Source organism: Rhodococcus sp. P1Y (genome assembly GCF_003641205.1).
Classification (GTDB): domain Bacteria; phylum Actinomycetota; class Actinomycetes; order Mycobacteriales; family Mycobacteriaceae; genus Rhodococcoides.
Genome location: NZ_CP032762.1, coordinates 4,397,438 through 4,412,328, shown reverse-complemented (window position 1 = coordinate 4,412,328; position 14,891 = coordinate 4,397,438). Strand labels below are relative to the sequence as shown.

General features: G+C 63.6%; 14 protein-coding genes. 7 read left to right on the top strand and 7 right to left on the bottom strand.

Going from position 1 to position 14,891, the window contains the following annotated elements; translation table 11 throughout:
* Positions 1 to 6 precede the first annotated feature (6 nt).
* From D8W71_RS20350 to D8W71_RS20340, 3 genes are all read left to right on the top strand, one after another.
* Complete coding sequence (locus D8W71_RS20350) at positions 7 to 1,443, top strand: NCS2 family permease (protein WP_121116022.1); 1,437 nt, start codon at positions 7 to 9, stop codon at positions 1,441 to 1,443.
* Positions 1,443 to 2,522: an XdhC family protein gene (locus D8W71_RS20345; protein WP_121116020.1), complete on the top strand. Its 1,080-nt coding sequence runs from the start codon at positions 1,443 to 1,445 to the stop codon at positions 2,520 to 2,522. Before D8W71_RS20350 ends, D8W71_RS20345 begins: the two co-directional genes overlap by 1 nt.
* A gap of 182 nt (positions 2,523 to 2,704) precedes the next feature.
* The gene (locus D8W71_RS20340) at positions 2,705 to 3,979 is read left to right on the top strand and encodes an MFS transporter (RefSeq protein ID WP_161965473.1); all 1,275 of its coding nucleotides are present in this window, start codon (positions 2,705 to 2,707) and stop codon (positions 3,977 to 3,979) included.
* A 61-nt stretch (positions 3,980 to 4,040) separates the two neighbouring features.
* On the opposite strand, the gene allB is transcribed toward D8W71_RS20340, so the two are convergent.
* The 7 genes from allB to D8W71_RS20305 are packed head-to-tail and all read right to left on the bottom strand — an operon-like array spanning position 4,041 to position 11,455.
* Complete coding sequence (gene allB / locus D8W71_RS20335; protein ID WP_121116016.1) at positions 4,041 to 5,345, bottom strand: allantoinase AllB; 1,305 nt, start codon at positions 5,343 to 5,345, stop codon at positions 4,041 to 4,043.
* Positions 5,338 to 6,384 carry an allantoicase gene (gene alc, locus D8W71_RS20330; RefSeq protein ID WP_121116014.1) on the bottom strand — a complete coding sequence of 349 codons (1,047 nt, stop codon included), beginning with the start codon at positions 6,382 to 6,384 and terminating at the stop codon, positions 5,338 to 5,340. Before alc ends, allB begins: the two co-directional genes overlap by 8 nt.
* The gene (locus D8W71_RS20325) at positions 6,381 to 7,499 is read right to left on the bottom strand and encodes a glycerate kinase (RefSeq protein WP_121116012.1); all 1,119 of its coding nucleotides are present in this window, start codon (positions 7,497 to 7,499) and stop codon (positions 6,381 to 6,383) included. The genes alc and D8W71_RS20325 overlap by 4 nt, the downstream gene beginning before the upstream one ends.
* Before the next feature lie 2 nt (positions 7,500 to 7,501).
* The gene (gene gcl, locus D8W71_RS20320) at positions 7,502 to 9,301 is read right to left on the bottom strand and encodes a glyoxylate carboligase (protein WP_121116010.1); all 1,800 of its coding nucleotides are present in this window, start codon (positions 9,299 to 9,301) and stop codon (positions 7,502 to 7,504) included.
* Between the two features lies 1 nt (position 9,302).
* Positions 9,303 to 10,199 carry a 2-hydroxy-3-oxopropionate reductase gene (locus D8W71_RS20315; protein WP_121116007.1) on the bottom strand — a complete coding sequence of 299 codons (897 nt, stop codon included), beginning with the start codon at positions 10,197 to 10,199 and terminating at the stop codon, positions 9,303 to 9,305.
* 24 nt (positions 10,200 to 10,223) lie between these two features.
* The gene (locus tag D8W71_RS20310) at positions 10,224 to 11,048 is read right to left on the bottom strand and encodes a hydroxypyruvate isomerase family protein (protein WP_121116005.1); all 825 of its coding nucleotides are present in this window, start codon (positions 11,046 to 11,048) and stop codon (positions 10,224 to 10,226) included.
* A 17-nt stretch (positions 11,049 to 11,065) separates the two neighbouring features.
* Positions 11,066 to 11,455 carry an allophanate hydrolase-related protein gene (locus D8W71_RS20305; protein WP_121119654.1) on the bottom strand — a complete coding sequence of 130 codons (390 nt, stop codon included), beginning with the start codon at positions 11,453 to 11,455 and terminating at the stop codon, positions 11,066 to 11,068.
* Between the two features lie 228 nt (positions 11,456 to 11,683).
* Here D8W71_RS20305 and uraD point away from each other — a divergent pair, with 228 nt between their 5' ends.
* Genes uraD through D8W71_RS20285 form a run of 4 tightly spaced genes read left to right on the top strand, consistent with a single transcriptional unit; the run spans position 11,684 to position 14,855 of the window.
* Positions 11,684 to 12,223: a 2-oxo-4-hydroxy-4-carboxy-5-ureidoimidazoline decarboxylase gene (uraD, locus tag D8W71_RS20300; protein WP_121116003.1), complete on the top strand. Its 540-nt coding sequence runs from the start codon at positions 11,684 to 11,686 to the stop codon at positions 12,221 to 12,223.
* Entirely contained in the window at positions 12,216 to 12,551 is a 336-nt protein-coding gene (gene uraH / locus D8W71_RS20295) for a hydroxyisourate hydrolase (RefSeq protein ID WP_121116001.1), read from the top strand. The genes uraD and uraH overlap by 8 nt, the downstream gene beginning before the upstream one ends.
* A 2-nt stretch (positions 12,552 to 12,553) precedes the next feature.
* Complete coding sequence (pucL, locus tag D8W71_RS20290; protein ID WP_121115999.1) at positions 12,554 to 13,444, top strand: factor-independent urate hydroxylase; 891 nt, start codon at positions 12,554 to 12,556, stop codon at positions 13,442 to 13,444.
* Positions 13,445 to 13,454: 10 nt separating this feature from the next.
* Positions 13,455 to 14,855, top strand: a complete 1,401-nt coding sequence (locus D8W71_RS20285; RefSeq protein ID WP_121115997.1) for a nucleobase:cation symporter-2 family protein — start codon at positions 13,455 to 13,457, stop codon at positions 14,853 to 14,855.
* Positions 14,856 to 14,891 lie beyond the last annotated feature (36 nt).

The window sequence follows — 14,891 nt, the reverse complement described above, 5'->3', positions numbered from 1 at the left end:
ATTGTCATGACACAGCTCGATTCATCCAGCACCAGCGAACGAAGCGTGTCCCAAGTGGACAAGTTCTTCTCGATCTCCAGTCGAGGCTCGACGGTGTCCCGCGAAATACGAGGCGGAGTCACTACTTTCGTCGCGATGGCGTATCTCATCGTGCTCATCCCTCTGATCATCGGCGACGCCAAGGACGTCACCGGGGCGACGCTCGACCCAGCGCAACTGTCGACCATGGTGGCGCTGTCCGCCGGGTTGACGACGGTGCTCATGGGAGTCGTCGGCAATGCACCTCTGGCCATGGCCGCCGGGCTCGGTGTCACGCCGATCGTGGTGTTTCAGGCAGCCCCGTACATGACGTGGCCGCAGGCGATGGGACTCGTGGTGCTCGAGGGCGTGGTCATCGTGATCTTCGCCTTGACCGGTATCAGGCAGCTCATCATGGACGCCATACCGTTGGTGCTCAAGCAGGCGATCGGCGTCGGCATCGGTGCGTTCATCGCACTGATCGGTCTCGTCGATGCAGGGTTCGTCGGCCATCACGAGGCTGCTGCTACCGCAGTGACACTCGGTACGTTCGGCAAGCTCGCGGGTTGGCCGGTGTTCGTGTTCTGTGTCGGGCTCGTCGTTATGCTCATGCTGTTCGTCCGACGGGTACCCGGTGCGATGCTGATCGGCATCTTCGTGGCAACCAATTTGGCCATCGTCCTGAATTCGGTGCTCGACATCGATCCCGAATCGTGGGGGCCTGTCGTGCCGAAGGTGCCGGATTCCATCGTCGCCACCCCTCAGTTCGGTTTGATGTTCGACGTCGACCTCTTCGGTGGGTTTGCCCGTGCCGGTGTCGTCACCGCCTCGGTGGTTCTGTTCACTCTCGTGCTGTCCGGTTTCTTCGACGCCATGGGCACCATTCTCGGCGTAGGTGAGGAAGCGGGCCTGGTCGACAAGCAAGGAAAGATGCCGGGGCTCAGCCGTATTCTGACCGTCGACGGCTTCGGCGCGATTCTCGGCGGCGCGATCAACGGTTCGGCCAACACCGCCGTCGTCGAATCCGCGGCAGGCGTGACCGAGGGTGCACGAACCGGCCTCGCAAGCGTCGTCACCGGTGGATTGTTGACGAGTTTGATCTTCTTCACCCCGCTTGCCGGCGTGGTACCGGTGGGTGCCGCAGCACCCGCGCTCGTGCTCGTCGGCGCACTGATGATGACTCACGTTCGCAAGATCGACTGGGCAGACACGGACATCGCCATCCCGGCGTTCCTGACGATCGTGTTGATGCCGTTCACCTACTCGATCACGGTCGGCGTGGCGGCAGGCGTCATCGCCTACACGCTGGTCCGTGTGGCGAAAGGTAAGACGCGCCAGACTCATTGGCTGCTCTACGTGATGTCGACGATCTTCCTGGTCTACTTCGCACTGCACCCCATCGAAGAAGCCCTCGGGATCTCGTGATGCGTGACATCGCGCCGCAGCTCGTCGAATGGCAGTCCGACGGTATGCCCTACGCGATGGCTACCGTCGTCGCCGTCTCCGGCAGCGCGCCTCGCCTGCCGGGGGCGGCGATGGCCGTCAATGCAGAGGGCGAGGCCGTGGGCAGCGTGTCGGGTGGATGCGTCGAGGGCGCGGTGTACGAGCTGTGCCGCGAGGTTCTGGCAAGCGGCACGTCCGTCCGGGAAGTCTTCGGCTACAGCGACGACGATGCGTTCGCAGTGGGATTGACGTGTGGCGGGGTGATCGAGGTCTTCGTATCGGTGGCCCCGCCTGCGTCGATCGTCGACGCGGTCGCCGCGGGGGCCGAGGTGGCGGTCGCGCAGGTGTTGGACGGGGTTGGCGCTCGTGTGGTCGTCGGCGAGCACGGCGTGTCGGGAACGACCGGGTACGCCGATATCGACGGTGTTCTGGTCGACGAAGCGCTGGCCATGCTCGATTCGGGTTCCTCGGGAATACGGTCGATCCGATGCAGGCCGGAGCTCGAAGTGTTCATTCAGTCCTACGCGTCGAAACCGCGGCTGTTGGTCTTCGGCGCAATCGATTACGCGACGGCATTGTCTTCGCTCGGCTCGTTCCTCGGCTACCACGTCACGGTGTGCGATGCCCGCCCCGTCTTCGCCACGTCCGCCCGCTTTCCCGTCGCGGACGAGGTCGTGGCCGAGTGGCCGCATTCGTATCTCGCTCGGACTGCCGTGGATTCACGGACCGTCGTCTGCGTTCTGACCCACGACGCGAAATTCGATGTTCCCCTGCTGAAGGTTGCACTGCGACTGCCCGTGGCGTTCGTCGGTGCAATGGGCTCTCGCCGAACACATCTCGATAGATTGCATCGGTTGCGGGAAGTCGGGCTCACTGAAGACGAGTTGTCGAGGTTGCGGTCACCCATCGGCTTGGACCTGGGGGCCCGCACGCCGGAGGAGACTGCGCTTGCAATTGCAGCGGAGTTCGTCGCCCTCCGCCGAGGGGGGAGCGCACTGCCGCTCGTCGGAACTCGGGGCCCGATCCATGGCTCGGCGGCTTCGCCGCCCGTGTTCGCGTAAGTACCGCCCAGGGTAACTACGCGCTCACGGTCGGCGACCTGGCCTGCGTCGTCAGTACGCGGCACCCGATGCCCCGAGGGGGTGCGTTGCGGCGCACCCGGGGTCCGATACCGTCGAAGAAGCGTCGACGCCGTTCCACTCGGTTACCTCCTGCGGGGTCGGCGCGGGGGAGGAGCTCGCGCATGGCCGATTTCGGGGAGCCGGGAACGTCCGGCGATATCTCGACCGAAGACCGGACGACGCCCTTGTCTGCGGTTGGCGTCGGCGTAGCAGTGCTGGCCGTCGTCTTACTCGGGATCAACCTGCGCTTGGTGTTCGGAAGCGCATCGTCGATGCTCGTCGAAATCCGTGGGACGTACCAGCTCGGCTCAGGATCCGCCGCGTTGTTGACCACAGGTCCGGTTCTGTGTCTCGGAGTGTTCGCGCTGGCCGCAACACGGGCGATTCGACGCTGGACCGTGCCCGCCGTGCTGACCGGTTGTCTGGTTCTCGTCCTCATCGGGACGGTGCTGCGGGGGTTGCCGTGGTGGCTCGCATTGGTGGGCGGAACGCTCATAGCGGGCGTCGGTATCGCGGTAGCGAACGTGCTCGGTCCGGTACTGATCCGCCTGCTCTTTCCTCATCGGATCGGGCTGATGACAGGCTTGTTCACTGCGTTGATCAGCGCGAGTGCCGGAATCGCCTCCGGAGCAACTCCTCTGCTCGATGCCAGGTTCTTGCACAATTGGCGTGTGACGCTCGCTCTGTGGGCGGTGCCCGCCGTTTTCGCCGTTGCGGCCATGGCGTTGGTCGCGTGGAGGCGCCGCCGTTTCGTTCCGATCGCGACATCACCGGCATCTGCCGGTCCGCGGTGGCAATCCGATGTGCTCCGTTCACCGGTCGCGTGGGCCATCACCGGATTCATGGGTCTGCAATCGCTGCTGGCCTATTCGATGATCGCGTGGCTCCCCACGATCTACCGAGACCGCGGCCTCACCGCCGAGAACGCAGGTCTGCTGCTGACAGCGCTGTCGATCTCGAGCATTGCGACGGCACTCACCGTTCCGATCCTCGCCGCTCGGTTGCGTAGTCAGAGTGTCCTCGCCGTCGCTGCGGCAGGATTGTCCGTCGCAGGACTGACCGGAGTCGTCGCCGGCGGCGTCGGGGGAGCGGTCGGGTGGGCAATTCTGCTCGGACTCGGGCAGGGGGCGCAACTTTCGCTCGCGCTGACATTGATGAACCTCCGCGCCCGGACTGCTGCGACCGCCACGAGTCTCTCGGCAATGGCTCAATCGGTGGGATACCTCGTCGCGGCGACGGGGCCGTTGCTGAGCGGGGCACTTCACAGCGCGACGGGTTCGTGGACTGCAACCCTCGCCGCACTACTGGTGCTGATGATCCCGTTGTCGGTGTGCGGTTGGATCGCGGGTCGTGACTCCACGCCCGGCGATCGGGCCGAGAGTGCGAGAACGGCATAGGGAGCTGACTCGACCCGCGCATGTTCGCTCACCGTGCGCGGAGGTAGCCCCTCTGCCGTAACTACGCGCGCACGAGCAGCGAAGCTGCAGTCACCCACGTCCGACGAACAACTCCACGCAGGCCGAGTTTGTCGTAGGCCGTCACGGCGTTCTTGTGATGCAGCGCTGCCACATCGACGGTGAACTCCTCGTCCGGGGCGAAGACGACCAGATCTGCGACGGCACCTACCGCGATACGTCCTCGATCGGGCATCCCGACCTGATCGGCGGTGTTCGTTGCCATCCAGCGGACCACGTCTGCCAGTGCGAACCCGCGTCTCGACGCCTCGGTCCACACCGCAGGAAGCGACACCTGCAACGACGCGATACCGCCCCACGCGTCACCGAAGTCGCCGGTGTCGAGGCGCTTGAGATCGACGGTCGACGGGGAGTGGTCGGTGACGACTGTGTCGATGACGCCGTCGGCAAGGCCCTGCCACAACAGTTCTCGATTGCCTGCCTCGCGGATGGGTGGGCAGCACTTGAACTGCGTTGCGCCCGGAGGAATGTCCTCGGCGTCGAAACACAGGTAATGCGGGCACGTCTCCGCAGTCACGCGAACCCCGTCTTGTCGAGCTTGGGCAATCATGGGGAGTGCATCCGCACTCGATAGATGAAGGATGTGCACCCGGCAGCCGGTACGCCTCGACAGGTCGATCACCTGGGCGATCGCCTGATTCTCGGCAGCCCGAGGGCGTGAGTCGAGGAATCCCGAGTACGAGGTACCCGACGCCGATGGGGCGGAGGAGATGACTGCTGCGTCCTCGGCATGCACGATCATCAACCCGTCGAACGACGCTATCTCGATCAACGCCTTCTCGAGTTCGGGCAGGGACAGCGGCGGGAATTCGTCCACACCCGAATGCAGCAGAAAGCACTTGAAACCGAAGACTCCCGCGTCGTGCAGCGGACGCAATTGCTCGAGGTTCCCGGGAACTGCACCACCCCAGAACCCGACGTTCACCACCGACTTGTCGGCCGCCACCCGTCGTTTGACGCTGAGAGCGTCGACATCGACAGTCGGCGGAATGCTGTTGAGCGGCATATCGACGATTGTCGTGATCCCGCCGGCGCGAGCGGCCCGGGTCGCACTGGCGAACCCTTCCCACTCCGTGCGCCCTGGTTCGTTGACATGGACGTGGGTGTCGACCAGCCCGGGAAGTAGTACCTCGTCAGGTCCGAGCTCGACGACCTCATCGGCGGCATGGGTGTCGTGGGCGTCCAAAGCGACGATGCGGCCGCGGCGGACTCCGACGTTCGCCGCGCGTTCCCGACCGTCGACGATTGCGCGCGGCGCGCGGATCAGCAGGTCGAACTTTTCAGGCATGTCGACTCGTGACGAGCTCGGGTGACGACGCTTGCCACGCCTGGTCGACGGAATCCAGAGCCTCGCCGTCGAGTTCGCCGAACAGTCTCAGCCTGGACAGGCCACCGTCCGGGTAGACGTCGAGTCGCAGGTGTGTGTACGCGTCGGACTTCTCGATCAGAAAGCGGTGCCGGGTATCCGGTTGGACGGCCGTGCGAGGAAGGATCTCGGTCCATGCGGTGTGATCGGCCTTGTGTCGCCGACGAGAGTCGATGGCACTGAGCCTGATCCAGCCTGGCGCGTTGCCGACGTAGTAGCTCGTGTCGACCTCCACATGTCGCGCAACACCGGGAGCTGCGAGCTCGAAGATCGCGTAGTCGTTTCCGCCGTTGCGTCGCCGAGAGTTCTCCCAGCCCTCGCCCATGTTGCGTGCCCTGCCGGGAAGAATGATGTTGGCGGGGGAGGAGTAGAACGCATCCGAGCACTCTGCGAGTCGCGCACCGTTCTCGGCAGCGAGCAGATCCACTGTGCCGCCCAAGAATCTTGGATTTTGAACCACCTCTCCGTGAACCCGGAACCGAGCGACACCGCCATCGGGATAGATCGACAGCCGAACGTGGGTCCAGCGATGCCGATCCGCCACCTCGTAGAAGTTGGCGGTGTCGCCCTCGGCCGGTGCCTTCGCGACGATGGTCTGCCAGTCGGCCTTCAACACCTCGTCGATCGACGGGTAGCCCTCGACGAACGCAGCCTCCACCGATACGAACGGGGGGTAGTTGCCTGTGAAATACGCGGTGTCGACGACAACGCCGTGCACGATTCCGGCAGCACCGAGCCGAACGACAGCCCAGTCGTGGCCGCCCTCGTCCCGGCGGCGACGAGTCTCCCAGCCGTCGTAGACCTTGCCCTTGTGCCCGAATTCGTGCGGATCGAAGAACGGTGCCTCGGGGCGAATAAGGTTCTCGCGCTGCGCGAAGAGCTCGTCGTTCGCGGCCGATACGCTCCCGCCGAGTGCACGAGAGGCAAGGTCGGTCAACAACGTGAAGTCAGGTGTAGTCATGAAACTCCTTCGGAAATAGTGGCGGAGAGGGCGATGAATTCACCGACCCTGCTCAAGAGTGCGGCCGCATCGCGCATCGACGCGGCCGGGTCTGGTTCGAGATCGGCCAGTGTGTACGAGTCGACGATGCCGTACTCGCGCAAACGGTCTGCCGCGACGGTGCGACGCCCGGACACTGTGAACACCGGGACGCCTGCCGTTCGGGCTGCCGCCGCCACCCCGATCGGTGCCTTACCGTGCAGTGACTGCTCGTCGAGCGAACCCTCGCCTGTGACAACGAGATCCGCCGACGCGAGATGCCGATGGAACTCGATGAGGTCGAGCATCGTGGCGATGCCGGGTCGAATGTCGGCACCCAATACAGCGAGCGCGCCGAATCCGGTTCCGCCGGCTGCACCGGAACCGGCAACACCACTGAGATCCCGACCGATTGCGGAGCGGACGACGTGCGACCACTGTCGCATCGCGTGTTCCAGGCAGAGCAGTTCTTGTGGACCCGCCCCTTTCTGCGGGCCGTAGACAGCGGCTGCCCCGGTAGGTCCCAGCAGAGGGTTGTCGACGTCGCACGCCAGCTGCATCCGTGGGCGCCACATCGCCGAGGTGTCGAGCCTGACCGCACCTCGCAGAGCACCGCCGCCGCGACCGACGTCGTTGCCGTCTGCGTCGAGGATGCGAGCCCCCAAGGCCTGCAGCATGCCTGCGCCGCCGTCGGTGGAGGCGCTGCCACCGAGTCCGAGAACGATGTGTTCGGCCCCGCCGTCGACGGCATGCGCGATGACTGTTCCGAGTCCGAATGTGCTCGCCCCGAGCGGATCGAGGGTGTCGAGCAGTTCGAGGCCTACTGCGGATGCGAGTTCGACGACGGCCGAGGTACCGCGGCGGGCATATGCCGTGTCCACCGGCAGGCCCGTCGGGCCCTCGCAGGACACGGCGACGGACTGCCATCCGGCGGCGACGGCAGCGTCTACGGTGCCGTCACCCCCGTCCGCGACTGGGAGGGTCACGATGTCCAGTGACGGATCGGCCGACACGAGGCCTGCCCGCAGTGCGTCGGCGACCTCCACGGCCGTCAGCGATCCCTTGAACTTGTCCGGAGCCAGAAGAATTCGAGTCATGTCTAGTCCAGTAACAGCAGGGCGGTCGGCGCGTCGGCGGACGTCTCGGCGAGTTCCTCGAACTCACCGACGTTGTCGATCTCGGTGCCCATCGAAATGTTGGTGACACGTTCGAGAACGATCTCGACGACGACCGGGACCTTGTGCTCGGACGCCAGTGTCCGTGCTCGGGTCAGGGCCTCGCCGATCAACGCGGGCTCGGTGACCCTGAGTGCTTTGCAGCCCAACCCCTCTGCCACTTGCACGTGGTCGACGCCGTATCCCTTGGGGATCCCGGGTTGGTTGTCCAGGTCCTCGTGGTGATTGATGTTGTCGAAACCGAGCTGCACGCAGAAGTCCATGTCGAATGCTCGCTGCGCCTGGCGAATCAGTCCGAGATAGGAATTGTTGACCACCACATGCACGTACGGCAGGTTGAACTGCGCGCCGACTGCAAGTTCCTCGATCATGAACTGGAAGTCGTAGTCCCCGGACAGCGCAACGACATCAGCAGTGGGATCCGCAGCAACAGCACCGAGAGCGGCGGGAATGGTCCAGCCCAACGGCCCGGCCTGCCCGCAGTTGATCCAGTTTCGCGGTGAGAACACGTGGAGGAATTGACCGCCTGCGATCTGGGAGAGGCCGATGGTGCTGATGTAGCGGGTGTCGCGGCCGAAGACCTTGTTCATCTCCTCGTACACGCGCTGCGGTTTGATCGGGACGTTGTCGAAATGAGTGCGGCGGTGCATGGTGCGCTTGCGGGAGGCGCAGTCGGACACCCAGCTCGTCAAGTCTTTGAGCTGTCCTGCGGTCTTGCGCTCGCGGGCGACCGCGACGAATTGCTCGAGTGCGGCTTTGGCGTCGGAGATGATGCCGTAATCGGGTGCGAAGACGCGACCGATCTGCGTCGGCTCGATGTCGACATGGATGAACGTGCGGCCCTTGCGGTAGGTATCGAGTCCACCCGTGTGGCGGTTGGCCCAGCGGTTTCCGATGCCGAGGACGAAGTCCGATGCGAGCAGCGTCGCGTTTCCGTATCGGTGCGCAGTCTGGAGGCCGACCATTCCTGCAGCCAGCCGGTGGTCGTCGGGGATAGTGCCCCAGCCCATGAGCGTCGGGATGACGGGCACGTCGAGAAGCTCCGCCAGCTCGACGAGTAGGTCCGAGGCATCGGCGTTGATGATGCCCCCGCCTGCCACGATCAATGGCCGTTCCGACGCGAGCAGCATGTCGATGGCCTTCTCGGCCTGTGCACGCGAACACAGCGGCTTGTGTACGGGAAGCGACTGGTACGTGTCGGGGTCGAAGTCGATCTCGGCGAGCTGCACGTCGATGGGCAGATCGATGAGCACCGGTCCGGGACGTCCGGAGCGCATGAGGTGGAACGCCTGAGCGAATGCCCCGGGGACCTGCGCCGGTTCGAGGACGGTCATCGCCATCTTCGTCACCGGTGCGGCGATGGAGGCAATGTCGACGGCCTGGAAGTCCTCTTTGTGCAGGCGTGCGACGGGCGCCTGGCCGGTGATGGCGAGAATCGGAATCGAATCGGCCATAGCGGAATACAGTCCGGTGATCATGTCGGTACCGGCCGGACCCGAAGTGCCGATGCAGATGCCGATGTTGCCTGCGGCAGCCCGAGTGAATCCTTCGGCCATGTGCGAGGCGCCTTCGACGTGGCGAGCCAGGACGTGGCGAATACCGCCGTGATCACGCATTGCGGCGTAGAACGGGTTGATCGCAGCACCCGGGAGTCCGAATGCCGTGGTAGCGCCTTCGAGTTCGAGGATCTTGACGGCAGCGTCGGCTGCGCGCATCTTGGCCATGTCAGTTCACCTTGCTTGTTTCGCGGTTGCCGGAGAGCCGTGCAACACCGCGGTAGAGAGCCGAATGATCGAGGCCACCATCGCCGTTGGCGCGGGCGGACGCCATCAGCTGTGCCAGGACTGCGCCCATGGGAACGACTACCCCTGCTTCTCGGGCAGCGGAGGTGACGATGCCGAGGTCCTTGTGGTGCAGGTCGATTCGAAATCCGGGCTCGAAATCACGGTCGAGCATCTTCTGCGCCTTCTGCTTCAGCACGGACGATCCGGCCAGTCCACCGCCGAGAACCTCGACCGCCGCAGCCAGATCGACTCCGTAGGCCTCGAGGAATGCGATGGCTTCGGCCAGGACCTGGATGTTGCCTGCAACGATGAGTTGGTTGGCAGCCTTGACGGTCTGCCCCGATCCGTTCGGGCCCACATGGACTACGGTCTTTCCCACGACATCGAGGACAGGCTTGGCTTCGGTGAAATCCTCGGAGCTGCCACCGACCATGATGGACAGCGACGCATTCTCGGCGCCGGCCTGACCGCCCGAGACCGGGGCATCGATCAGCCGAAACCCTCGTGCGGCAGCCTCGTCGGCCAGTGTGGCGGTGACATCGGGCCGGATGCTCGAGAAGTCGATGATCAGCGCGCCGCGTCGAGCGTTCGCGAATACCCCGTCCTCGCCGCTCAGAACGTCCTGCACATCCGGTGAATCGGGGACCATGATCGCGACGATGTCGGCGTCGGCTACCGCTTTGGCGATCGAGTCGGCGGCGATACCTCCGGCTTCGACGAGAGGCCCGGTGCGGTCGGGTGTGAGGTTGTAACCGACCACCTGATGGCCTGCGGTCGCGAGGTGAACGGACATGGGGCTCCCCATGATTCCGAGTCCGATGAAAGCGATGGTGCTCATGAATGTCCTTTGCTTCGTGGTGGTCTAGGTGCGGCCGGGAGTGGAGCCTGCGGAATGATCGGCCAGCCAGGAGAAGGTGTCCGGGCGGGTGGGCTTGTACTCGAGGCTGATGTAACCGTCGTATCCGCCGTCGGCGAGCTGGGCGAGGTAGCCCTCGATGTCGAGGGTTCCGGTACCGGGTTCGCCGCGGCCGGGGGAGTCGGCGATCTGTACGTGGCCGATGAGATCGATGTGCTCGTCGATCACTGCCGACACCGTGTCTCCGTTGACGGAGAGGTGATAGAGATCGGCGAGCAAGCGTAGGTTGTGGACGTCGTGCTCGCGGGCAACCCTTCTGATGGTGGCTACTGCACCTGCGGCACGCTTGATGGGGTACGCCGGGGCGCCGCTCACCGGTTCGACGAGGACGACTGCGCCGATTCTCGCGGCGGCGGTACCGGCTGCAGCGAGGTTCTCGATCGCGACGCGGTCCTGCTCGATCGGGTCGACACCGTCGATCCGGTTACCGTAGAGAGCGTTGAAGCCTTTGGTGCCCAACGTTTCTCCGATTCCGATTGTGATGTCGATGTTGTCCCGAAACGCCTGCACCTGGCTGGGATCGGACAGAATTCCTCGGTCACCTGCGGGCATGTCGCCTGCTGCGAAGTTGAGCCCGGTCAGTTGCACGCCTGCATCGCGGATGGCCGAAACGAAGGCATCGACATCGGCGTCGGCGGGGGTGGCTGTATCGAAGGGCCACCAGAACTCGACTGCGTCGAATCCGGCTTCCTTGGCTAGCCGAGGGCGTTCGAGGAGCGGTGTATCGGCGAACAGAATAGAGCAGTTGACGGTGTACGAATAATGCTGCATTCGCGTTCCTTTCGAGTTCAGGGTGTCGGAAGTCCGCGATAGCGACGCCAACTACCGGTATAGGTGATATCGATCAGTTCTTCGGGTTGCGCTTCGAGTACACCAGGCCGCAGGCCCACTCCTAGGACCGAGCGACCGTCGTCCAAGGCCACGACGGTGAGCTCCAGCTCGGGTGGTTCGTCGGGAAGGAACGCGGTCCTGATGTCGTCGAGAGGGATGTCGTAGAGCTCACCTTCGATGGCTGCGCCTGCCTTGTGGTCGAGCACGAGCGCAGGGAACTCGTCTCGGACCGAAAAGAACCGATAGCTGGGCGTCGTGCGCACAGTGCCGACGAAGGGATGCGCAGACACATTGTGGTGCAGGCTCCCGCCCCGCATGGCGCCGCCGTTGCAGAACAGCTCTGTCATGGGTTTGACTCCTTCCGAACCCGACGGTTCAAAATCCGTATTGCGGAATAGTAATTCCATCGATGGTTCGAGTGTGACCTGGTGCACTCGCTCCTGTCAACCGTCGGGGCCGTATTCAAGATCAAGTCCACAATGCGAAATATGCTGCCGTTCAATGATTCCTGCGAGAGGTCGAGATATGTGGCGATGCCTCTTGACACCACCTGTGACGGCTGTCACGCTCAATATATGGAATCCATGTTTCGCAATACGGAATCGTTGATCTCCGGTGTGTGCAGTCGTCTCAACGCAGCATCGGAACGAGACGGGCGGACTGCGCTTCGATTAGCTCTCGACGTTCCCCGATGGGTGGACGACATGCTCGGTCTACGGCCTTTCGCGAACGACGAGGCGGCTCTCAGGGCTATATTCACGGCAGCAGACCCGCTCACGCTCGCAGAGATCGACGGAGCATTGGACAAGCACCCTCGTATCGGCGACCGTCCGAGCGGTGACGATGCCCATTCCGAGCAGGCGCGGGGAGAACAGTCGGGCGTCGACCTGACCCAGGACGAGGTGGCCCACCGGCTGCGCGCGGGCAACATCGCATACGAGCAGCGGTTCGGTCGAGTGTTCCTGATTCGCGCTGCCGGACGTGATGCATCGGAGATCCTCGCTGCGCTCGACGAACGCATCGGAAACGATGCCGAGTCGGAGCTGCGCGTCGTCGAGCGCGAGCTGCGCGAGATCGCCGCACTCAGACTCGATCGGGTTCTTTCGAATGCCTGAACGTAGCCTGGTGAGCACGCACGTCCTCGACGCCGCGAACGGCGCTCCTGCCCAGGGAGTTTCGGTGACACTCGGACCCGATGCAGGGGCCGAGATCGCGTCGGGTATCACCGACGTGCAGGGCCGCATCGGAGATCTCGGTCCGCCCGCGTTGCCTGCCGGCCGCTACCGGCTGAAGTTCGACACCGGTCGCTACTTCGCCGGTAAGGGCGTCGAAACATTCTATCCCGCAGTCGAAATCGTATTCGAGGTCGTCGCCGACGCTTCGCACTACCACGTACCACTTCTTCTCAGCCCATTTGCCTTCACCACCTATCGAGGGAGCTAGTCATGAGCATCGTGCTCGGAGCCAACCAGTACGGCAAAGCCGAATGCAGACTCGTCCGGATCGACCGTGACACCGCTCGACACCGCATTACCGACGTCAGTGTCACATCGCAGTTGCGCGGCGATCTGGAAGCCGCGCACACCGAAGGCGACAACGGCCATGTCGTCGCCACGGACACGCAGAAGAACACCGTCTACGCCTTCGCACGGGACGGAATCGGCGCCATCGAGGACTTCGCTCTCAGGCTCGGTAGCCATTTCACCAGCAGTTTCGACTGGATCGACGGGGGACGCTGGGAGATCGAGCAGTACAACTGGTCGCGCATACCGTCGGGCACCGACGGCTACGACCATTCGTTCGTCAAGGGAAGTGACGAAAAGCGCAACACGATCGTCACCGTCGACGGTGACACCACCACCGTCATCAGTGGCATAACCGATCTCGTAGTGCTGAACTCGACCGCATCGGAATTTTGGGGTTATCCGAAAGATCGGTACACGACTCTCAAAGAGACAACCGACCGAATTCTTGCAACCTCGGTAAGCGCGCGGTGGCGGTATCTTGCGAACGACCTCGATTTCGACAAGATCTACGACGATGTCCGCACGATCATGCTCGACGCCTTTGCGTCGACTCACTCGCTGGCATTGCAGCAGAGCCTGTTTCAGATGGGAACCAAGGTGCTCGAAGCACATCCGGAAATCGGTGAGATCAAGTTCTCGATGCCCAACATTCACCACTTCCTCGTAGATCTGGAACCCTTCGGGCTCGACAACCCGGGGGAGGTGTTCTACGTCGCCGATCGGCCGTACGGCCTGATCGAGGCAACAGTCCGACGCGACGATGCCCCGGACGCCGGTCGCGCCTGGGACACCGTAGCCGGATTCTGCTAGGAGCGCGGCCATGAAGCTGACGAAACGCACTGGCACGCAGCATGACCACGACCCTGCTCGTCCCGAGGACGAGCGATTGTCGATCGGTAGGTCGTACATCTACGGATTGCAGCACATCCTGACGATGTACGGCGGCGTGATCGCACCTCCTTTGATCGTCGGTGGTGCGGCGGGCCTGACCGGAACGCAGATCGCCGTGTTGGTCTCTGCGGCCCTGTTCGTCAGCGGTGCCGCGACTCTCCTGCAGACGCTCGGGCTACCGTATGTCGGCGCAAAACTGCCACTGGTACAGGGAATTTCGTTCGCATCGGTGTCGACTATGGTCGCGATCGCCAGCGGGCCCGGCGGGTTGAACTCGGTGTTCGGAGCCATCATCGCGGCCGGTGCAATCGGAATTTTGATCACGCCGTTCTTCAGCAAGATCGTTCGCTTCTTCCCGCCCGTCGTCACGGGAACCATCATCACCGTCATCGGAATCTCGCTTCTTCCCGTCGCGGTGCGCTGGGCGATGGGTGGCGATCAGAAAGCCGCAGACTGGGGTTCGATGTCCAACATCGGTCTCGCCGGCTTCAGTCTGGGTGTCGTGCTCCTGGTGAGTCGCCTCGTGCAGGGGACGTTGTCGCGTCTGTCGATCCTGATCGGCATCGTGGTGGGTACGGTGTTTGCGCTGGTGATCGGTAAGGCAGATTTCGGAGGCGTCGGCGACGGCAGCATCTTCGCACTCCCGGAACCGTTCGCATTCGGTACTCCTGTATTCCAGATCGGCGCAATCATCTCCATGGTCGTGGTCATCCTCGTCATCATGACCGAGACGACCGCCGACATCCTCGCGGTCGGCGAGATCGTCGGCACCGAGGTGGACGCGAAGCGAGTCGGCGACGGACTCCGCGCCGACATGATCGCGACGACGGTAGCGCCCGTGTTCGGGACGTTTCCGGCCAGCGCATTCGCGCAGAATGTCGGACTCGTCGCTGTCACCGGCATCAAGAGCCGGTACGTCGTCGCGGCCGGTGGTTCCGTGCTGCTGTTCCTAGGCTTGTTTCCAGTGCTGGGCAGGGTCGTGGCGTCGGTGCCGCTCCCCGTCCTCGGCGGAGCGGGGATCGTGCTGTTCGGGTCGGTGGCCGCCAGCGGCATCAGAACCCTGTCGAAGGTGAACTTCGACGGCAATCTGAATCTGGTGATCGTCGCTGTCGCAATCGGATTCGGTGTCATACCCATCGCAGTTCCCGGGTTCTACGCCGCATTCCCCGAATGGGTCCATGTAGTACTCGATTCGGGGATCAGCGCTGCCAGCATCGTCGCGGTGCTTCTGAACATCTTCTTCAACGTGTTCACCCGGGGGCAAAGAAGCGCACCGTCGGTGGTGTCGGCGGCCCCGCCAGTGGGCACCGCGCATCATTCAGGCCGATAAGTTCCGCTTCGTGGAATAGTGTCGGTAGGTATCGAC